This is a genomic window from Paraburkholderia sp. WC7.3g (assembly GCF_050436345.1).
GTDB lineage: Bacteria > Pseudomonadota > Gammaproteobacteria > Burkholderiales > Burkholderiaceae > Paraburkholderia > Paraburkholderia podalyriae.
Window position 1 is genome coordinate 1,148,398 of sequence record NZ_JBNDMA010000001.1, and the last position, 21,153, is coordinate 1,169,550.

Sequence of the window (21,153 nt, forward strand, 5' to 3'; positions counted from 1 at the left end):
GGTCGTGAGCGGTGCACTCACGCTGTCGTTTATTCAGATGAGCCGCCTGGCCACTGCTGCAGCCGTGCTTCGGCAATGGCTACGCCTGCTGGCACGCCCGAGTTTTCGATCCAGCGCTTTCTCATGGGTGCAAGGATGAACTTCGCGGATATGGCGGCCGCGATCGATATCACTGCCGCCGAGATGAACACCGTGCTCCAGCCGCCATTCGCCGACAGAAGCGATGCGACCGGCACCAGCATCGAGGCCGTACCCTTCGCCGTGTAAAGCGTCCCCGCATTCGCAGCGGCGTATTTGCTGCCGAACGTGTCCGCGCAGGTCGCGGGGAAGATCGAGAAGATCTCGCCCCAGCAGAGGAAAACGGCGGCCGCGAAGAACATGAATGCATACGGGTTGTGGCCAAACTGCATCAGTCCCAGCAACGCGACGCCTTCGCCGAGGAAGATCATGAACATCGTGTTTTCGCGGCCAATGCGGTCCGACAGAAAACCGCATAAGGGACGGGTGAGTCCGTTGCACAGATTGTCGATCGACAGCGTCATCGTGAGGAGCGGCAGCGTGACGCCGATCAAACTCACAGGCAGCTTGGCAAAGCCGTATTCCTTCGCGATCGGCCCAAGCTGCGCGGTCGCAATGATGCCGCCGGCCGCAACGAACACGAACATCAGATACAGCACCCAGAAGAGCGGCGAGCGGACCATCTCGCCGGACGTGTAGTCGATCCTGCTTGCAACGATACGTTTAGTCGGGATCGCACTGGCGGGCGGCTTTGGCCGTACCAGCATGGTGGCGAGCAGCAGGATGCAGATACCCTGGAAAATGCCGAAGAACATGAACGCGTGCTCGTAGCCCGAACGCTGAATCATGTTGGCAATCGGTATCACTGTGACGGCCGCGCCGGCGCCGAAACCCGCCGCCGTCAAACCGGCTGCGAGACCGCGTTTGTCCGGAAACCATTTGAGCGCCATGCCGACGCAGGTGCCATACACACAGCCTGCGCCGATGCCGGCGATGACTGCTGCCACGTATAGCTCCGCGAGACTGGTCGCATGCGCGTTGATGATCCAGCCGAGCGCTGCGCACAGCGCACCGCCGGTCACAACCGGGCGTGGCCCGAACTTGTCGACGAGCCAGCCTTCGACAGGAACTAGCCAGGTTTCAGTGACGATGAAAATAGTGAATGCCGTCTGGATCGCTGCCTGACCCCAATGGTGGGCGTTATCCATTGGTACGACGAACAGCGTCCACGCATACTGCAGATTCGCGACGAGCCCCATGCACACGATGCCGATAGCGAGTTGCACCCACCGGTGATGCCAGAATCGTGCGCGGCCGCCATCCGATACGTTGGAATGTCCCATGTCTTCGTCTCCTGCATATTCCGTCGCGCTCAAGCGGCGCGTTGGACTTACGTGATCGAATCGCTTCGTCGCCGGTTCGCCTGCGGCAATGAAGCGCCAATGGTCGGCCAGAGGGTATTGCACTAACTTGCACTAACGAAACAACCTTGCTCGTTGAACGCACAACAGTGGAGTGCAAGCTATTGCACGAGCAGCGTGGGTGAGGGGATGCTGCGCGAGAACGGTGATAAACGAAAGTTAAAATGTTTTATCGTTTGCATTAGGTATCCGTAATATATGGGGCGTCCGCGTTGATGCGACACGCGGCTCCCAGCCAACGGAAAGTCTTCCAGGCATTGACTGGCATGTAATTTTTTCGCGTGCAGGCCTATGAAATTGGTTTCGCCCAGCGGGCGGTCGATTTGGAAATTGACCAGATCGGAGAGCACGCGCGACTGGGTTCTCTCGCTGCGCTGGATGTCGTCGGATTCGTGTGATGCGCGGTACGTATTGCACTGCTAGAAGCAGTGTTTTCCATCCGTTCCACGGCGATCACATGTATAAACAAATCGCTATAGATATTGGAGGAAACTTTAACTATTGTTTATTTATGTGGTCTCCTATGCTTTTGCTCAGGCCATTTGCCGGAAGGAGTCGACCATGAACCCCTCTCAATTCCATGTTCGCGACAGCGCGCATGACGCGGAAGTCCGGGCACAACTTTGTGCCTATAACGTCGCTTTCGACGAACTCGGCCTGCGTTTCCGTTGGGATGAGCGCACACTGATGTCGCTGGCCATGATTGAGGGCGAACAGCAGCAGATTGCCTCGTACATCGAAGCGCACCATGCACACCTGCTGAAAGCCTATAGCGCCGAGTTTCTGAGCCGAGCCATTCTCGAAAAGAAAAACGCCCGCTATCCATCGCGCTTACAGACGCGCGTCGAAAGCGCGCCGCATCCGAGCCAAGTAATGCATCAACCACCGATGAGCCGCTGGTCCGAACGCATTTCGTATGGCGTGGAGTTGCCAGCGCTGGCTGGCGTGTAGGCCGCGGTGGTTAGCCGCGTATCTTGAACGGCCGTTATTGGTAGAACTGAAAGGCTGCTCCGGGTCGATCTCAGCCGATCGCCTGTAAGCAACACCCTGCCCCCGTCCGCCCCTCCTCGGCTCGCTTGAGCATAACCATCCCCTGCCGACCGCATACGATTGCTCATGTTGCATACTGAGCAACCCCATTGCCGAACGACCAGTCCTCCTTCCCGACCTCGACGAGGTTGATGAACACATCCTCCGGCCGCACGCCCGGCGACTTCCCGAGTTCATCGACGATGTGCCGGTACAGCGCCTTCTTCTGCTCGACCGAGCGCGTATTGCTGACCGTCAGCTGGATCACGACCAGATCGTCGCCACGCTCGATATTCTGGTACTGCCGGTCGTAGATCATGTTGTCGGGCGCGTGCTCGGTGATCAGCATGAACATGTCGTCCTTCGGCACATTGAAGGTCTCCGCCAGCGAGCGCTGGATACCGGCGGTCAGCGCGTGGCGGTAGCCGGCCGGCTTGCCGGCGCGCAGTGAGATTCGGGTGAGCGGCATGACGAACTCCTCGTTGCGGTGTTGGGTTAAACACAGCTTAGGCGCGCTCGGTCATAATAAACAGATATCTCTGTCTATTTCGTCCATTTTCGTTTGAAATGAAAGTGCTCGATCTGGATGCAGTCCGGGCCTTCGTGCTGGTCGCCGATCTGCGCAGCTTCACGCGCGCCGCGGACGCGCTCGACACCACACAATCGGCCGTCAGCCTGAAGCTAAAGCGCCTGGAGGCGCACCTGGGCAAACAGTTGCTGGAGCGCACGCCGCGCGTCGTGCGTCTGTCCGCCGATGGCCACGCGTTTCTCGGCGCCGCGCGCGAGTTGTTGAACGCGCACGAGCGCGCGCTCGGCGCGCTGTCGGTGGAGCGCCGGCGGCTCGTGCTCGGGCTCAGCGAGCACGTCGCGGGACCGGATCTGCCGCAGCTGCTCGGCCGACTCAACGCGCATGATCCGGGTCTCGTGGTCGAGTTGCATATGGGCACGTCGGCGGCGCTGCTCGCGCAGTTCGACGAACGTCGGCTCGATGCGGCGATCGTCCGCTACGGCGCCGACGAACCGCCGCGCGACGGCGCGCAGACGCTGTTCAGCGAGCCGCTCGGTTGGCTCGCGACGCCGACGTGGCTGCCGCGAGTCGGCGAGCCGCTGGCGCTCGCGCTATTGAGCCCGCCGTGCAACGTGCGTGACGTCGCGCTGCGCACGCTAACGGCGGCGGGGGTCGCATGGCAGGAGGTATTTGTCGGCGGCGGCGTCGCGGCGGTCGGCGCCGCCGTGGCCGCTGGGCTCGCCGTGTCGCCGCTCGCGCGCCGGGTCGCGCCGCGCGGTCTGATCGACGCCGGCGCGCGGCTCGGCCTGCCGGCGCTGCCGGAATCGCGCGTGACGCTGCATTCGCGCGTGCGCGATCCGCGTTCGGCGGAAACGCTGCGGCTGCTGGCAAACGGCCTCGCCGCGGCGTGAAACCCCGACCGCTGCCGCACCACGCCGCGCGGCTCGGCCTCAGTGGATGATCGGCGGCAGCGAACCGCTGCTGGCGGTCGCCGGATTAGGCACGGAGCCCATCGGCGCGATGTCGCCAACGTTTGCGGACGCGTCCGGCGAAGTCTGCACGGCTGGTCTGATCGGATTCGCGCGGGAAACCGCCGGCTTCGCCGCGACCTTGTCCACATGCGGACGCGCGGTGTGAGCCGCCGCGAAACTGGCGCTCACCACCTTGCCTTGAGCCGGCTTCGCGCGCGCCAGTTGCACGCGCGGCGGTGCGTGCTTCGCGGCCTGCGCGGTAACGGTGGCGTGCGAGCGGTTCTGGCCCGAGGCCGCGACTTTCATACCGCCCTTCACGTCGCCCCTCACCTTCCCGCCCGCCGCGAGATGTTTCACGCCGTCGCCATGCACCGCGAGTTTGCCGCTGTGGCCGGCGCCGGCCGGCGCGACATGGGGCGCCGCGCGCCGGCCGCTCGCGCTCAGCTGCGCATGCGCGCCGGCTTTCGTCTTGATGCCGCCCTTGGCGCCCGGCTTCACCTTCACCGCCTCGGTCTTTTTCCGCGCGTGCGCCTGCCTGCTAACGTGTCCGCTCGCGACATGCCCGCTCGCCTCCGGCGGATTCCATACTTCCACGTAACCGGCAGCCAACGCCACTTCCGACACACACCACACGGCCAGCGCCGCTGCTACTGCTCGAACCCGCATTTGCTGCTTCTCCTGATCGACGACTGCCAAAACGAGCCGGGATTATATTCTCTTGCAAAAATCCATTTTTGGACTAATATCAATAAAAAGTACACATAGGGACTTACCCGCAATGGCTCACGCTGCCCGAATTTCCTCGCCCGAAGCGTCCGCGCGACGATCGCTGTCGGAGCCCACGCTCACGCAAATGTCCACGGCGGGTCTGCGTGCGTTCTTCAACATCGCGCATGACTGGGACCTGAACGCCGACGAGCAGATCGTGCTGCTCGGCAAGCCGGGCCGCTCGACGTTCTTCAAGTGGAGGGCGACGCCCGAGACCGCGCGCCTCAGCCGCGACACGCTGGAGCGACTGTCGCTGCTGCTTGGCATCTACAAGGCGCTGCAGATCCTGCTGCCGCAACCGAGCGCCGCCGACACCTGGGTCAAACGCCCCAACAGCGCGCCGCCGTTCGGTGGCCGCCGCGCGCTGGACCGCATGCTGGCGGGCAACATCAGCGACCTCGTGGCCGTGCGTCAGTATCTCGACGCAATGCGGGGCGGATGGGCGTGACACAACCGCAATGGCAGGACCGCTGGACCAGCACCGCGCTCGACTGGTCGCCCGCGTATCGCGTGATTCCGACGCGCTTTCCGGCCATCAATCTGTTCGACCGCGTTGCCTCGCCGGAAGACTTCGATGCGCTGTACGCGCTGGAAGCAATGACCAACGACCGTCTGCGCACCGAAATCGGCGAACTCGACCTGGTGCCGCGCGAGGAGCGCCGTTTCGGTCCCGGCTACGGGCCGATCATGGCCGCGCTTACGCATCTGAATCCGCTTGGCAGCCGCTTTTCCGACGGCACGTATGGCGTGTTCTACTGCGCTCGCTCACGCGCGACGGCGATCGCCGAAACGCGCTATCACACTGGCAAGTTCCTCGAAGCGACCGCCGAACCGCCGATGCGCCAGCAGATGCGTCTTTACACGGTGCTCGCGCAAGGCAGCGTGGTCGACCTGCGTCGCGACCGCGAGTTCGATCCCGCTGTGCTGTCGCCCGACGACTACGTTGCCGGGCAGGCGCTGGGGCGCGCGATGCGCGCGGCGGGCGCACCGGGCATCGTCTATCCGTCGGTGCGCGACAGCGCCGGGGAATGCCTCGCCGCGTTCCGCACGACACTGCTGCGCGACTGCCATCACGCGGCATACCTCGAATACAACTGGAACGGCACGAGCGTGGATATGGTGTTCGAGTTGAATCAGGTCGGGTGAGACAGCAGCGACGAAGCAGCGCGGCGAGCTTCGGCCGCTCACGGCAAGGCCAATGCCGCCGCCCCGTCCGCGCGCGCGGCCTCGACTGAGATCGACCAGCGACGCAGCGCCTGTGGCTGCACGATCGTCAGCGTGCCGCCCGGCCCGAACGCGCCGGTATCGATGAACACCTGCGAGCCGATCTGCGTGATGTCGCGCACCGGCGTATGGCCGCAATAGGTCAGCGACAGCCCGCGCTGCCGCAGCGGATCGCCGTCGCCCACCGCGAGCTCGCGCCCCCACAGCAATTGCTGGCGCGTTTCGTCCGAAAAATTGCCGGCGTCGAGCTCGGCATCCGAGCCGAAAAATTCGGCGTGTAGAACATTGAAGCGCGCCTTGCCGCTACCGATCACGCGCACGAGCGGCAGCATGCGCAGATGCTCGGCGTAGTAGCGCAGACGTTCGTCGGGTACGTCGGCCGCCCACGCGCCGCCGATGGCGTACCACCACTGCCGCCGCACGCGGCCGTCGGCGACCGCGCACAGCGCGTCCTCGTGATTGCCGAGCACCGCGTAGAACCACGGCTTCTCGAGCAGTGTGAGCGCCAGCTCGGACTGCTCGCCGCGATCGACCAGATCGCCGACCGAGAACAGCCGATCGCAGGTCGGATCGAAAGCGATCTGACGCAGCAGGTAACGCAGCGCATCGACGCAGCCGTGCAGATCGCCGACCACGAAATCGCGGCCGGCCTCATTGGCGGCGTGATGCTGAACGAGGTTGGCGGGGGTGGCATTCATCCCCTCATGATAATGCGACCGACGCCCGCGCGTATGCGGGGTGCCTATCGTATCCGCACGCTATTGCAGCGTGCGCAGCTTCGCCACCTGGCCGGTTGTGATCGTCGCTTGCGGATTGCCGAACTGCTTCGTCACGTAGTTCGTGATCGCCGCGATCTGCTCGTCGTCGAGATGGCCGCCGAACCCGGGCATCAGCACGTCCGCATGCGCGGTCGTGCGATTCACGCCGTGCAGGATGACCAACGCAAGATTGTTCGCGTCGTTCGCGCCGACCGTCGAGTTATGGATCAGCGACGGATAGGCGCCCGGCGCGCTCGCGCCAACCCCCTGCCCGGTCCAGCTGTGACAGGTCGCGCAATTGGCGACGAACAGCTGCGCGCCGTTCACGCCGGTGATCTTGGTGCCGCGCATCGCGCTGACGTCGTTGGCGGGACTGCCCCACTGATGACGGGGACGCGCGTCGCCGCCGCTCACGGCCGGCACCGAGCGCAGAAACGCGACGATCGAGCGCAGATCCACCGGCGTCAGATACTGCGTGCTGTTCGCGACCACTTCACCCATCGGCCCGGCCGCGTTCGCGCGGCCCGGCGCCGCACCGGTCGACAGATACGACGCGAATTCATCGTCGCGCCAGTCGCCGACACCGCTCAGCTTGTCCGGCGTGATATTAAACGCATGCCAGCCGGCCTGTACCGCGCCGGAGAAACGCGCACTCGACCTCAGTCCCTGCATGAAATTGCGCGGCGTATGGCACTCCTCGCAATGTGCCAGCCCTTCGACCAGATACGCGCCGCGGTTCCATTCGGCGCTCTGTTTCGGGTCCGGCACGAAGCGCCCTTCGGTGAAATTGAACAGGTTCCAGAACACCATCAGCCAGCGCTGGTTGAACGGGAACTTGAGGTCGTTCGCGGGCGGCGTGTAGTGAATCGGCTTGAGCGTGTTCAGATACGCGCGAATCGCAAGCACGTCCTGATCGGTCACGCGCGTGTAGGCGGTGTACGGGAACGCCGGGTACAGCCGCTCGCCGCTTTTGCCGATGCCTTCGTGCATCGCGCGCATGAAATCGGCTTCGCTCCATTGGCCGATGCCGGTATCGGGATCGGGCGTGATGTTCGGCGTCACGATCGTGCCGAATGGCGTGCTGATCGGCAGGCCTCCCGCGAACGGGCGCGACTTGTCCGCCGTATGGCAGGCCGCGCAATCGGCGGCACGGGTCAGGTATTGGCCGCGCTTGACGAGGTCGCCATCCGCGCTCGGGCCGGCGAGCGTGGCCGGGCCGTCCGACGCTTGCGCGGCGTCGTCGGCGTGCGCCCGGGTGATCGGCATCTCATCGGTCGAACGTGCGTCCGGGCCATGCGCCTCGTGCCATGCGATCGACAGCGCGAACAGCGAAAACGCGGCCGCGAGCGCCTTGCCGCCGAAACCGCGGCGCTGGGTGACGTGCATCTGCGCAGGATCCGACTGCACGCGAGAGGTGTTCTTCATCATTGTGGCTCTCCGGTCAGCGCTCAGATTTCGCGCTTCAGCTTGTCGGCCAGCTTCAGCGACAAGGCGGCGATCGTCAGCGTGCAGTTCACCGACGCGGCGGTCGGCATCACGCCGCTGCTTGCGATGAACAGGTTCAAATGATCGTGCGTGCGGCAGTCCGCATCGACGACCGAACTCGCCGCATCGCTGCCCATGATCGTCGTGCCCATGATGTGATTGTTGGGCGCGAAGCTGTCGTCGAACGAGACCTCGGTGCCGCCGAATAGCGTCGCGATCCGCGCATACAGTTCGTGCGTATTGGCAGCGCTCTTCTTCACGTAGTCGTTGATCGAGTAGTAGATCTCGGGCTGCGCAATGCCGAGCGCGTCCTTGTGATCGGCCGATGGCACGATGCGGTTCTGCGGCTCGGGCAAATGCTCGTGAAAGCTGTTGATGTTCAGCGTGCGCGCCGCGCGGTCGCGAATCTGCCGGTCGAGTTCGGCGCCGGTCAGGCCTTTTTTCAGCAGGTCGGCGGTGACGCCCATCGTCGGCACACCGTTCGACAGATGCAGTTTCTTCGCCGCGTAATCGGAGCGGAACGCGCCGTCGCGGAAGTTGACGATCGAGGTCATCTCCATCGGCCCGCGGCCGGGCCACAGCGGTTCGTTGGCGAGAAACGTGACGCCGGTGCCCGGATGGTCCATCAGGTTGCGGCCCACCTGATCGGAGCTGTTGCCGACGCCGTGCGGGAATTTATCGGAGCTCGACATCAGCATCAGCTTCGGTGTTTCGATGCCGTTCGCCGCGAGCACGAACAGCTTGCCGGTGACGCGTGTGCTATTGCCGTTCGGGTCCTTGTAGTGGACCGCGGTGATGAGCCCTTTGTCGTCCGCTTCGATGCGATACACGACCGCTTCGGCAATCAGTTTCGCCCCGGCCTGCTCGGCCTTCTCCGCGTGGATCACGCCGTTGTACATCGCGGCGATCGGGCAGATCGGCATGCAGTTGTTGTTGCCGCAGCAGGTCGGCCGCGCATCGTACGGACGGCTGTTGCGCGCGACCGGTTCGGGCACGACCTTGAAGCCCTGCGCGTTGAGCACGTCGCTGAAACGCTGATCCATGTACGACAGTGGCAGCTGCTGCATCGGATAGGGCTTCGAGCGCGGCGAACCGAGATCGATCGAATTATCCGGACCGGACACGCCGAGCTGCACTTCGGCGGCCACGTACCATGGCTCGAGCGTTTCGTACGGATAGGGCCAGTCGCGCCCGACGCCATACAGCTTGTGCAACTGGAAGTCCGACGGCAGCAGCCGCCACGCGGCCGCCGCCCAGTGCCAGGTGGTGCCGCCGACGAGCCGCACATATTGTGAGTTGTACGGATAATCGCCCTTCTGGATCAGATAGTCGTTCGCGGGCGCGTACTCGGGATGCGGCGCGTAAGACGTCGACGGATACGGCGTCGCGAAGTCGGATTTGACCGGCGAGTTGCGAAAGTTTTCGACGATCTGCCAGCGCGAAATGCGCGGCCCTGCCTCGAGCAGGATCACCGACGCGCCCGCCAGCGCCAGCTGATGCGCAACCAGACTGCCGGCGACCCCCGAGCCGACCACGACGATATCGGCGGATTGTGTGTTTGCCATCGTTTCTCTCTTAGGAGCCCTGCCTGATGCGGGCTGTGTTCGTGCGACGCTTGCGGGTTCGTTGGGATACTGGCGTTGCCCACGGGCGGGCTCGCGCGGCTCGAGCGGCTCAAGCGGGCGTCGGCTTCTGCGTCCAGAAGAACGGCACGTCGCGGCAATAGGAGGGAATCGTCAGCACGTCTTTCACGGGATCGAACATCAGCGCCTTCTCATACGCGATCACCTGGACGTGCGGCATGTCGTCGACGAGGCCCAGATACCACGCGCGCATGATCGCGCCGACCGTTTTCGCGAGCGCGGGCTGGTCGGTCCGCAGCGCCTCGGTGACCGTATCGGACGGCACACCGCCGTGACCTTGCAGCCACGCGTTCAGCGCGGTGACGTTCTGCGTGAATTGGCTATCGGAGTGCGACAGTGCATCGTAGACACGCTGGCCGAGCACGGCATCGAAACCGCTGCGACCGGTGAGATGTTGCGACAGCGCGAGGAAGGCATCGAGTCCGCCGCTGGCGGGCGGCGTATCGGCGAAGGCGGGTGCGATCCACGACAGCGAACGGCTCGCGCCGGCGAACGCGAGCGCCGCGGCCACCGCGCACGAGCCGAGTACCCAAGCCCTGCGCGAAGCGGAAAACGACGGGGACAAGCCGGTAAAACGCGTGGCACTACGATAGGACTTCGCTCCTTGCCGATGCGTCACGTTGGGGTGTGCATCGTTATCTTCAGGAACATCTGTCATGGGGGCTCCAGATGATGAGTCGTTCTCGACGAGCAGCGCGGCGAGGGCATGATGCCGTTCGCGTGCCGCTTCGTTCGCTGTTCCCCAAACCTGGTCTTACGCCGCTTCAGCGGTCTCGAATCCGTGCGCCCGATTCACGCGCACCGCAAGTGTGGTTGCTGCCGCTTTCTGCCAAATGCCTTTCAACTGAAAGCAGCGCGCAAGGCCGCTGCGAAAGACTATAGCCTGTGACCCACCATTCGACAATCGGTCCGCGTTGCGCGCGTGCAATCCGCGACACTGACTGCGATACACTCTCGTCGTTCATCGAGTCCCATGTCCATCAACTACTTTCCGCAGCTTCTTCGCAATCGGCCCCGCACGGTAATCGGCCTCGTGATCGGGATCGTCGTCGCGTTCCTCGTGCCCAGTCATGCGAGTCCGATGGCACGCACACTGATCGGCTGGGACGCGGCCGTCTGGAGCTACCTGCTGATGATCTGGGTGCACATGGCCTTGGCCGACGAGCATCGCGTGCGCGAATACGCGATACGCGACGACGAAAACGCGGGCGTCGTGCTAGTCGTCATCTGCATCGCGACGATCGCGAGCATCGCCGCGATCGTGGTCGAACTCGCGTCGGCCAAGGGCGCGGGCGGCGCATCGACCTTCTCGCACTACCTGCTGACCGGTCTGACGCTGATCGGCGCATGGTTCCTGATTCCGACGATCTTCACGCTGCACTACGCGCGCCTCTACTACGACACCGACGCGCAAGAAACCGCGTTGAAGTTCCCCGATCACCATTTGCTGCCGAACTACTGGGACTTCCTCTACTACTCGTTCACGATCGCGGTCGCGTCGCAGACCTCCGATGTGGTGCTGCGCTCGCGCGGAATTCGTCGCGCGACACTCGCCCAATCGGTGCTGTCGTTCTACTTCAACGTCGCGGTGCTCGGCTTGTGCGTGAACATCGCGGCCGGGCTGCTGGGTTCGTGACACGGCTGTTGTGCGGCGTTCGAATGAATTTCATCCGAATGCCACGCGCGTGCCACACGGCTGCCATGCGAGCGCTACCCCGGCTTCGCGCGTGCGCTTGAAGCGCATTCGGCGCAGCGCCGGTCCGCCCGTGTAAAACCGGCCCCGCGCCGCCCCGTTTTACATGCCGCGCCACCCGCGTCGTGCGTAACAATGCCCGCTTTATCGCGCGCGCTCCGTGCGCACGCGCACCTTCGCCGCCCGCCGTCTCGCCTTAACCTCGCCTTTTCTCCGCTAGCGCGCTGCCCGGCGGCCGGCCGCGTTGGCACACGGTTTGCTCCTTTCCGCGACGAGTGGCGGTGAGCCCCGCTGGACCGGCGTCTGGCGTCAAAGCACCCGCGACTGGCCAGCGGCATGACGATCTTTGCACTACATTGACCAGTACGTGCTTCCGCTGACGCATCGCGCGGTACCCGGCTCGGGAAGCCCAATGAGCGCTGTGATCGCATGCCGACTGCATCCACACCGCAGCAGGACAACTCTGGAAACGACCGATGGAACCTCCAAACGGGTACGCGCCGCGGATCTACTTTTTTCATTCTCTTCTCGTCGGGCCCCTCGATGCGTGGCCCGCGCAGTTCGCTCACGCGGCCGGGCTCGGCTTCGATCACGCGTTGATCGGCGGCCTGTTCGAGCCGGGCCAGGCCGGCCACGGCCAGGTGGTCGGCAATTACGCGCGGCTGCATCCGGTGTTCGAGGCACAGCATTCGGTGCACGACGCCGTGCGCATCCTCGCCGATGCCGCGCGCCGCAACAACCTGACGTTGCTGGTCGATCTCGTGATAGACCGCGTGGCCGCCGACGGCGTGCTGTACGCAGAGCATTCGGACTGGTTTCACGCGCGCGAGTCCGAGCTCGCGCGGCTCGATCCCCGCCACCTGCATCGCGAAGACAACGTCGTCTACGCGAATTTCGACGACCCCGCGACGAGCGCCTCGCTGACCGTCTGGTGGACCCAGCAACTGCTCGCACTCGCCGAGGCGGGCGTCGGCGGCTTCCGTTTCGATTCGCCGCATCGCGTGCCGGCCGCCGTATGGCGCCACCTCGGCGATGAAGTGCGCGCGAAGCATCCGCACGTGCGCTTTCTCGCGGCAACACCGGGCCTGTCGCGCGAGGATCTGCCCGGTCTCGAAGCAGCCGGCTTCGACAGCACGTTTTCGTCGGTGCGCTGGTGGGATTTCCGTTCGAGCTGGATGGCCGAGGAGCATGCGGCGCTCGCCCGCGTTGGCGCGCCGATCACCTTTCCGGAGGCGCCGCACGGCACGCGCCTCGCCGCCGAGCTGAGCGACGTGCATGATGCGGTGATCGTCGAGCGGGCTTATCGACGCATGCTGTTCACGTCGGTTGCATTGGGCAGCGGCTGGATGATGCCGATGGGCTTCGAATACGGCATCGCCGAACCGATGTCGCAAACGCGCGGCGACGCCGCGCAGTTCGCGCGCGCCGCGCAGTCGCGCCGCTTCGATCTGAGCGCCGCAGTCACCCAGGCCAACGACTTCGCACGCAACACGCTGACGCTGCACGCGAACGGTGAGTTGCGCCCATTGAGCGGACCCGGCGCATCGGCCGCGGTTCTGCTGCGCGCCGACGCGGCCGATCTGCGCGACGCAAGCGAAGCCGTTCTGATCGTCGTGAATCCCGAGCTCGGTGCGCCAGTGCGCGTCGATCCCGCGCGCTTCCTCGCGGGCGTGCCGGGCAGCTTTACACGCTTCGCGCCGCTCGATGCGCGCAGCCGAACCGAACCCGCGGCACTCGCGCCGTTCGCGCTCGCGCCCGGTGCGGTGCGGCTGTTGCGCGCGTTCAAGGAAAAACCGATCTGCCTCGCGCCGCCGATCGACAAGGCGAACAGCAAGCGTAGCGGCCGCAAGACCGTGCTCGACGCGATCGACGCGCCGCGCGTCGCAATCGAGAGCGTGTCGCCGTCGGTGGAAAACGGCCGCTTCGCGGCGAAACGCAGCGTCGGCGAGCGCGCGGAAATTCGCGCGGCGATCTTCGCCGAAGGTCATGACAAGATCGCCGCCGCTGTGCTTTGGCGCGCCGCCGACGAAACCGCGTGGCACGAAGAACTGATGTCGGCCGCGCCGCCGGCCGGGCTCGATTTGTGGAGCGCGCGCATTCCGCTCGAGAGGATCGGCCGCTACGAGTTCACCGTGATCGCGTGGCGCGACGACTTCGCGTCGCTCGTCGAGCACATCCAGAAGAAGCTGAAGGCGAACCAGACCGTCGAGATCGAACTCGACGAAGCCGCGCATCTGTTCGCGCTCGTGCTCGCGGAAGTCGAGACGAGCGAGGGCGCTCAGAAGGAGCCGCTCGAACACATCGTGCGCGACTTCCAGAAGGCCGACGCCGACCAGAAGCTCGCGCTGATTCTCGCGCCCGCCACCGCGAAGGCGATGACCGCCGCGCGCCATCGCCCGTTTCTGAGCCGCGACCCGGTGACCTACAAGATCGACGCGGAACGCACGGCCGCCCATTTCGCGAGCTGGTACGAGATCTTCCCGCGCTCGATGAGCGACGACGAATCGCGCCACGGCACGTTCGCGGACGTGAGCGCGAAGCTGCCGCGCATCCGCGACATGGGCTTCGACGTGCTGTACTTCCCGCCGATCCACCCGATCGGCCTTGCGAACCGCAAGGGCCGCAACAACACGCTGACCACGCAACCGGGCGATGTGGGCAGTCCCTATGCGATCGGCGCGGCCGAAGGCGGCCACACCGGCGTGCATCCGCAGCTCGGCACGCTCGACGATTTCAAGGCGATGCTCGCCGCCGCGCACGCACATGGCCTCGAGATCGCGCTCGACTTCGCGATCCAGTGCTCGCCCGATCACCCGTGGCTGAAGGAGCATCCGACATGGTTCGCGTGGCGCCCCGACGGCACGCTGCGCTACGCCGAGAATCCGCCGAAGAAGTATCAGGACATCGTCAATCCCGACTTCTATGCGCACGACGCAAAGCCCGACCTGTGGCTCGCGTTGCGCGACGTGATCCTGTTCTGGGTCGATGCGGGCGTGCGCATCTTCCGCGTCGACAACCCGCACACGAAGCCGCTGCCGTTCTGGGAATGGATGATCGCCGACGTGCGCGCGCGGCATCCCGACACGATCTTCCTCGCGGAAGCGTTCACGCGCCCGCGCATGATGAACCGGCTCGGCAAGATCGGCTTCTCGCAGTCGTACACGTACTTCACGTGGCGCGAGTCGAAGCGCGATTTCACCGAGTACATGGACGAACTCACCCAGACCGGCGCGCGCGACTTCTACCGGCCGAACTTCTTCGTCAATACGCCGGACATCAACCCGCGCCATCTGCAGTCGCAGGGGCGCACGGGCTTTCTGATCCGCGCGGCGCTGGCCTCAACGCTGGCCGGCCTGTGGGGCGTGTATAGCGGTTTCGAACTGTGCGAGGCCACCGCGCTGCCGAACAGCGAAGAGTATCTGGACTCCGAAAAATATCAGCTGCGCGCGTGGGACTGGCACCGCCCCGGCAACATCGTCGGCGAGATCACCGCACTGAACCGCATCCGTCGCGCGAATCCGGCGCTGCAGACGCATCTCGGTCTCACGTTCCTCACGGCGCACAACGATCGCATCCTGTTCTTCGAAAAAGCGACCGAGTCGCGCGACAACGTGATCGTCGTCGCGATCAATCTCGATCCGTTCAACGAACAGGGCGCGGACATCGAGTTGTCGTGGGACACGTTCCAGCGCTGGCATCTGCACGATCACGCCACGCTGGAAGTGATCGATCAGATGACCGGCGCCCGTTTCGAATGGAACGGACGCTGGCAGCACGTGCGGCTCGGCTCGGGCCAACCGTTCTCGATCTGGCGCATCGCGCCGCTAGGCGGCCTGCCCGCCGATCGTCCGGAGGACACCGACCACGCTCCCGACAGCGCTGATCAAGCAGACGCTGGCAACCCAACCTGGATGGAGGGTGGAACATGAAGCGCGACGATCCAGCCCAAACCGCGCACGAGGCGCAAACGGCCGCGGCCGTCGGCACCGCGGCGAAGGTACGCGCGCGCCGGCGCGGCAAACCCTCGGCTCTCAGCGACGATCCGCTGTGGTACAAGGACGCGATCATCTACCAGGTGCACATCAAGTCGTTCTTCGACGGAAATAACGACGGCGTCGGCGATTTCCCCGGCCTGATGGCCAAGCTCGACTACATCGCCGAGCTCGGCGTCAACGCGATCTGGCTGCTGCCGTTCTATCCGTCGCCACGCCGCGACGACGGCTACGACATCGCCGATTACCGCAACGTGCATCCCGACTACGGTCAGCTCGCGGACGTGCGGCGCTTCATCCACGAAGCGCACGCGCGCGACATCCGCGTGATTACCGAGCTCGTCATCAACCACACGTCGGATCAACACCCGTGGTTCCAGCGCGCGCGGCGCGCGAAGCCCGGCTCGAACTATCGCAACTACTACGTGTGGTCCGATACCGATCAGAAGTACCAGGAAACGCGCATCATCTTCATCGACGCCGAGCCGTCGAACTGGACGCACGATCCGGTCGCGGACGCGTACTACTGGCACCGTTTCTACTCGCACCAGCCCGATCTGAACTTCGACAATCCGGCGGTGATGAAAGAGGTGCTGCAGGTGATGCGCTTCTGGCTCGACATGGGCATCGACGGGCTGCGGCTCGATGCGGTGCCGTACCTCGTCGAGCGTGAGGGCACCAACAACGAGAACCTGCCGGAGACGCACGAGGTCCTGAAGAGGATTCGCGCGACCATCGACGCCGAGTATCCGAACCGGATGCTGCTCGCCGAGGCAAACCAGTGGCCCGAGGACGTGAAGGAGTACTTCGGCAACGAAGACGAATGCCATATGGCGTTCCACTTCCCGCTGATGCCGCGCATCTATATGTCGATCGCGAGCGAGGACCGCTTCCCGATCACCGACATCATGAAGCAGACGCCGGACCTCGCCGAATCGAACCAGTGGGCGATCTTCCTGCGCAATCACGACGAACTGACGCTCGAAATGGTCACCGATTCCGAGCGTGACTATTTGTGGAACACCTATGCGAGCGATCGCCGCGCACGTTTGAATCTCGGCATTCGCCGCCGCCTGGCGCCGCTGATGGAGCGCGACCGCCGGCGCATCGAGTTGATCAACTCGCTGCTGCTGTCGATGCCCGGCACGCCGGTCATCTACTACGGCGACGAACTCGGCATGGGCGATAACATCCACCTCGGCGACCGCGACGGTGTGCGCACGCCGATGCAGTGGTCGTCCGACCGCAACGGTGGCTTCTCGCGCGCCGACCCCGAGCAACTGGTGCTGCCCCCGGTGATGGGTTCGCTGTACGGCTTCGACGCGGTCAACGTCGAAGCGCAGAGCCGCGATCCGCACTCACTGCTGAACTGGACGCGCCGCATGCTGTCGACGCGGCGCGCGAAACAGACTTTCGGACGCGGCACTATCCGCTTTCTGAAGCCGGAAAACCGCAAGATTCTCGCGTATCTGCGCGAGATGCCCGGCGAGGCGCCGATCCTGTGCGTCGCGAATCTGTCGCGCGCGCCGCAGGCGGTCGAGCTCGAGCTGTCAGAATTCAACGGCTTCGTGCCGATCGAGATGACCGCCGATTCGGTGTTCCCCGCGATCGGTCAGCTGACCTATCTGCTGACGTTCCCGCCCTACGGCTTCCTGTGGTTCATGCTGTGCGAAGGCGGCGGGCGTCCGACATGGGCGCAGGCGCATTCCGTGCCGTTGCCCGAGTTCGTCACGATCGTGATCCGCGAAGGACAAACCGGGCCGACACCCGAAAACGTGCGGCTGCTGGAATCCGAGGTGCTGCCGTCGTGGCTGAGCCGGCGCCGCTGGTTCGCGTCGAAAGATCAGAAGATGCATGCGGTGCGGCTCGCCGCACTGACCACGATTCCGAACGGCGGCTTTGCCTTCACTGAAATCGAAGCGGACGTCGGCGACCATACCGAGCGCTACGTTGTGCCGATCGCGATCACATGGGGCGGCGAAACCACCACGCCGCTGTTTCTGCAACTGGCACTTGCACGCGTGCGGCGGGGCCGCAACGTCGGCCATCTTACCGACGCGTTCTCGCTGCCGATCTTCGCGCACAACGTGCTGCGCAAGCTGCGCGAGCGCGCGGTCGTGCCGACCGTGCAAAAGAGCGAGATCAGGTTCCTGCCGACCGAGCGCTTCGCCGAACTCGACGATCTCGGCGAGCGGCCCGAGATTCGCTGGCTCGCGGCCGAACAGAGCAACAGCTCGCTGATCGTCGCCGATGCCGCGGTGTTGAAGCTCGTGCGGCGGCTCGTCGCCGGCGTCCATCCAGAAGCGGAAATCAGCCGCTATCTGACGCAGCTCGGCTATGCGAATACCGCGCCGCTGTATGGCGAAGTGGTGCGCGTCGATCCCGAGGGCGTGCCACATACGCTCGCGATCCTGCAGGGCTTTATCGACAATCAGGGCGATGCGTGGAACTGGTCGCTCGACTATCTGCGCCGCTCGGTCGACGAACTCGCGATCGCGATCGACACCGAAACGCAGACCGCTCCCGATCGCACGAACGAGTCGATCTTGCTGGACGGTTACGGCGAACTCGCGGGCATCATCGGCCGACGGCTCGGCGAATTGCACGTGGCGCTCGCCACGCCGAGCGACGACCCCGCGTTCGCGCCGGAACCGGCCAATGCCAAACAGGTGAAAGCGTGGGTCGACGCGACGCAGAAGATGCTCGCCAGCGCGCTCGATCTGCTCGCGCCGCGCCTCGCGGAAATCAGCGACCCGGACACGAAAGGACTCGTACAAAGCCTGATCGATCGCCGCGCCGCGCTCGTCGAGGCAGTCCAAAAGCTGGTGCCGGGTGACGCGGGCGCGTTGCGCACCCGCATCCATGGCGACTTCCATCTTGGCCAGGTACTAGTCGCGCAAGGCGACGCGTATCTGATCGACTTCGAGGGCGAGCCCGCGCGCTCGCTCGACGAGCGTCGCCAGAAATCGAGCCCATTGCGTGACGTGGCTGGGCTGATGCGCTCGCTGTCGTATGCGAGCGCGGCCGCGCAATCGACCACTGAAAGCGCGCCGCAACAAACGGCGGACCGCAAGCGCGCGCTGTTCGAGCGCTTCCGCGCGCACGCGACCAGCGCGTTCCTCGTCGAGTACCGCGCGGCCGCCGCGCAGTCGCCGACACCGCTCGTCGCGCCCGAAGCCGAAGAGGCGCTGCTCGATCTGTTCCTGATCGAGAAGGCCGCTTACGAGATCCGCTACGAAGCGGCTAACCGGCCGACGTGGCTCGGCTTGCCGGTGCGCGGCCTCGCGGCGCTCACGAGCCGTCTGCTCGGCGACACCGGCGCGCCGCCGCACCACGATCCTTCAACCCAGGCGCCTGGCGCCGCCACGCCGCCTAACCCGGCCGAGGGCGACTATGAGTGAGCATGATCCGGCCGCGGGCCTTCAACCCGTCGATATCGACGCGCTCGTCGAAGCGCGTCACCCCGATCCGTTTTCGCAACTCGGCCTGCATCAGACCGATGGCGGGGCGATCGTGCGCGCGCTGCTGCCGAATGCCGCGCACGTCACCGTGATTTCGCGCGCCGACGGCGCGACGCTCGGCGAGCTCGAGCAGTTGCGGCCTGGCCTGTTCGTGGGACGTGTCACGTCGGCGATGCCGTACCGCTTGCGTATCGACTGGCATGGTGTCGTGCAGGAAGTGGAGGACACCTATTCGTTTGGTCCGGTGCTCGGCGACGAGCCGCTCGAACGTCTGGCGCGCGGCGATCCGTACGCGGTGCTCGAATGTCTCGGCGCGCGGCCGGTCGACGTCGACGGTGTGCCGGGTGTGCGCTTTGCGGTTTGGGCGCCGAATGCGCGGCGCGTGTCGGTGGTCGGCGACTTCAACGCGTGGGACGGCCGCCGTCATCCGATGCGGCTGCGTCACCAGGCGGGCGTCTGGGAGCTGTTCGTGCCGCGCGTCGGCGCGGGCACCCGTTACAAGTACGAGCTGCTGTCGCGCGACGGCCATCCGCTGCCGTTGAAGGCCGACCCGTGCGCGATGCAGACGGAGAAGCCGCCGGGCACCGCGTCGATCGTCGCGCACGTCGACGAGATCGAGCAGTTTCCGTGGAGAGATCACGAGTGGATCCAGACGCGCGCCGACAAGCAGACCGCGCGCACGCCGATCACGATCTACGAAGTGCACGCGGAGTCGTGGCTGCGCATCCCCGAGGAAGGTCAGCGTGGTCTCGACTGGGAAGAACTCGCCGAGCGGCTGATTCCCTACGCGAAGACCATGGGCTTCACGCACATCGAATTTCTGCCGATCGCCGAGCACCCGTTCGGCGGCTCGTGGGGCTATCAGCCGCTCGGGCAGTTCGCGCCGTCCGCGCGCTTCGGCAAGCCCGAGCAGTTCGCGCGCTTCGTCGATCGCGCGCACCAAGCGGGACTCGGCGTGATTCTCGACTGGGTACCCGCGCATTTCCCGAACGACGCGCACGGCCTGATCGATTTCGACGGCACGCCTCTCTATGAGCATGCCGATCCGCGCGAAGGCTATCACCAGGACTGGAACACGATGATCTACAACCTCGGCCGCAACGAGGTCAGCGCGTTCCTGATCGCGTCGGGGCTCGCGTGGCTGAAGCGCTTCCACGTCGATGGCTTGCGCGTGGATGCGGTCGCATCGATGCTGTATCGCGACTATTCGCGCGCGGCCGGCGAGTGGGTGCCGAACATCTACGGCGGCCGCGAGAATCTCGAATCGATCGCGTTCCTGAAGCGCCTGAATCACGAAGTCCGCTACGTGCCGGGCGCGCCCGGCGCGATCACGGTCGCCGAGGAATCGACCGCATGGCCGGGCGTGACCGCGCGCGTCGCGGACGGCGGCCTCGGCTTCGACTTCAAGTGGAACATGGGCTGGATGCACGACACGCTGCACTACATGCACGAAGACCCGGTGTATCGCCGGTACCACCACCACAACATGACGTTCGGCATGGTGTACGCGTATTCCGAGCGCTTCGTGCTGCCGCTCTCGCACGACGAGGTGGTGCACGGCAAGGGCTCGCTGCTCGGCAAGATGCCCGGCGACCGGTGGCAGCGTTTCGCGAATCTGCGCGCGTACTTCGGTTTCATGTGGACGCACCCCGGCAAGAAGCTGCTATTCATGGGCGGCGAATTCGGCCAGATCGCGGAGTTCGACCATGACACGTCGCCGCACTGGCATCTTCTCGACGATCCGAACCACCACGGCGTGCAATTGCTGGTGCGCGATCTGAACCATCTGTATCGCAACGAGCCCGCGCTGCATCTGCTCGACAGCGAACCGGGCGGCTTCGAATGGTTGATCGGCGACGACAGCGGCAACAGCGTGTTCGCCTATCGGCGCACCGACGGCGCGGGCCAGGAGTTCGTCGTGGCGTGCAACATGACGCCGATGCCGCGGCTCGGCTATCGGCTCGGCATGCCGCGCGGCGGACGTTGGGTGGAAGCGCTGAATACCGATGCGGCTGTGTACGGCGGCTCGAACATGGGCAACGGCGGGCTGATTCATACCGATCAGGTATCGAGCCACGGCAGGCCGCATTCCGCGGCGTTGACCCTGCCCCCGCTCGCGACGATCGTATTGCGGGCCGATTGAAGGATCGTGCGGTAACCCGGGCGCGCGGCGCGCAGGCAG

15 protein-coding genes are annotated in these 21,153 nt (G+C 65.0%); 8 read left to right on the forward strand and 7 right to left on the reverse strand.

Translation table 11 applies throughout. The features are described 5' to 3' along the window. Nucleotides 1-29 precede the first annotated feature (29 nt). Nucleotides 30-1,361 carry an oxalate/formate MFS antiporter gene (oxlT, locus tag OKW43_RS05390; protein ID WP_429445698.1) on the reverse strand — a complete coding sequence of 444 codons (1,332 nt, stop codon included), beginning with the start codon at nt 1,359-1,361 and terminating at the stop codon, nt 30-32. 579 nt (nt 1,362-1,940) lie between these two features. Here oxlT and OKW43_RS05395 point away from each other — a divergent pair. Next, on the forward strand, nt 1,941-2,390 hold the full coding sequence (locus OKW43_RS05395; protein WP_429445700.1) for a hypothetical protein: 450 nt from the start codon (nt 1,941-1,943) through the stop codon (nt 2,388-2,390). Between the two features lie 163 nt (nt 2,391-2,553). Here OKW43_RS05395 and OKW43_RS05400 read toward each other — a convergent pair whose 3' ends face one another. Beyond that, on the reverse strand, nt 2,554-2,937 hold the full coding sequence (locus OKW43_RS05400) for a tautomerase family protein (protein ID WP_429445702.1): 384 nt from the start codon (nt 2,935-2,937) through the stop codon (nt 2,554-2,556). A gap of 98 nt (nt 2,938-3,035) precedes the next feature. Between OKW43_RS05400 and OKW43_RS05405 the strand changes: the two genes are divergently transcribed. Then, nucleotides 3,036-3,887: a LysR family transcriptional regulator gene (locus OKW43_RS05405; protein ID WP_429445705.1), complete on the forward strand. Its 852-nt coding sequence runs from the start codon at nt 3,036-3,038 to the stop codon at nt 3,885-3,887. Nucleotides 3,888-3,926: 39 nt separating this feature from the next. Here the strand turns inward: OKW43_RS05405 and OKW43_RS05410 are convergent, their stop codons facing one another. Continuing rightward, nucleotides 3,927-4,613: a hypothetical protein gene (locus tag OKW43_RS05410; RefSeq protein ID WP_429445707.1), complete on the reverse strand. Its 687-nt coding sequence runs from the start codon at nt 4,611-4,613 to the stop codon at nt 3,927-3,929. A gap of 112 nt (nt 4,614-4,725) precedes the next feature. Between OKW43_RS05410 and OKW43_RS05415 the strand changes: the two genes are divergently transcribed. Together OKW43_RS05415 and OKW43_RS05420 are read left to right on the forward strand one after the other, a co-directional pair. Next, nucleotides 4,726-5,163, forward strand: coding sequence for an MbcA/ParS/Xre antitoxin family protein (locus OKW43_RS05415; RefSeq protein ID WP_187637516.1), 438 nt, complete (start codon nt 4,726-4,728; stop codon nt 5,161-5,163). Then, entirely contained in the window at nt 5,160-5,861 is a 702-nt protein-coding gene (locus tag OKW43_RS05420; protein ID WP_429445709.1) for an RES family NAD+ phosphorylase, read from the forward strand. Before OKW43_RS05415 ends, OKW43_RS05420 begins: the two co-directional genes overlap by 4 nt. Nucleotides 5,862-5,899: 38 nt before the next feature. Here OKW43_RS05420 and OKW43_RS05425 read toward each other — a convergent pair whose 3' ends face one another. From OKW43_RS05425 to OKW43_RS05440, 4 genes are all read right to left on the reverse strand, one after another. Further along, nucleotides 5,900-6,637 carry a metallophosphoesterase gene (locus tag OKW43_RS05425; RefSeq protein WP_187637518.1) on the reverse strand — a complete coding sequence of 246 codons (738 nt, stop codon included), beginning with the start codon at nt 6,635-6,637 and terminating at the stop codon, nt 5,900-5,902. A 60-nt stretch (nt 6,638-6,697) separates the two neighbouring features. After that, nucleotides 6,698-8,125 (reverse strand): cytochrome c, encoded by a 1,428-nt coding sequence (locus OKW43_RS05430; RefSeq protein ID WP_429445711.1) that lies wholly within the window; start codon nt 8,123-8,125, stop codon nt 6,698-6,700. 20 nt (nt 8,126-8,145) lie between these two features. After that, entirely contained in the window at nt 8,146-9,747 is a 1,602-nt protein-coding gene (locus OKW43_RS05435; RefSeq protein WP_429445713.1) for a GMC family oxidoreductase, read from the reverse strand. A 109-nt stretch (nt 9,748-9,856) separates the two neighbouring features. Beyond that, nucleotides 9,857-10,483, reverse strand: a complete 627-nt coding sequence (locus tag OKW43_RS05440; RefSeq protein ID WP_429445715.1) for a sugar dehydrogenase complex small subunit — start codon at nt 10,481-10,483, stop codon at nt 9,857-9,859. 315 nt (nt 10,484-10,798) lie between these two features. Here OKW43_RS05440 and OKW43_RS05445 point away from each other — a divergent pair, with 315 nt between their 5' ends. The 4 genes from OKW43_RS05445 to glgB all read left to right on the forward strand — a co-directional run bounded on the left by OKW43_RS05445 (nt 10,799) and on the right by glgB (nt 21,114). Beyond that, nucleotides 10,799-11,461, forward strand: coding sequence for a DUF1345 domain-containing protein (locus tag OKW43_RS05445; protein WP_429445717.1), 663 nt, complete (start codon nt 10,799-10,801; stop codon nt 11,459-11,461). A 533-nt stretch (nt 11,462-11,994) separates the two neighbouring features. After that, on the forward strand, nt 11,995-15,447 hold the full coding sequence (locus OKW43_RS05450; protein ID WP_429445719.1) for a maltotransferase domain-containing protein: 3,453 nt from the start codon (nt 11,995-11,997) through the stop codon (nt 15,445-15,447). Further along, nucleotides 15,444-18,911, forward strand: coding sequence for a maltose alpha-D-glucosyltransferase (treS, locus tag OKW43_RS05455; protein WP_429445721.1), 3,468 nt, complete (start codon nt 15,444-15,446; stop codon nt 18,909-18,911). Before OKW43_RS05450 ends, treS begins: the two co-directional genes overlap by 4 nt. Beyond that, entirely contained in the window at nt 18,904-21,114 is a 2,211-nt protein-coding gene (gene glgB, locus OKW43_RS05460) for a 1,4-alpha-glucan branching protein GlgB (RefSeq protein WP_429445723.1), read from the forward strand. Before treS ends, glgB begins: the two co-directional genes overlap by 8 nt. Nucleotides 21,115-21,153: the final 39 nt, after the last annotated feature.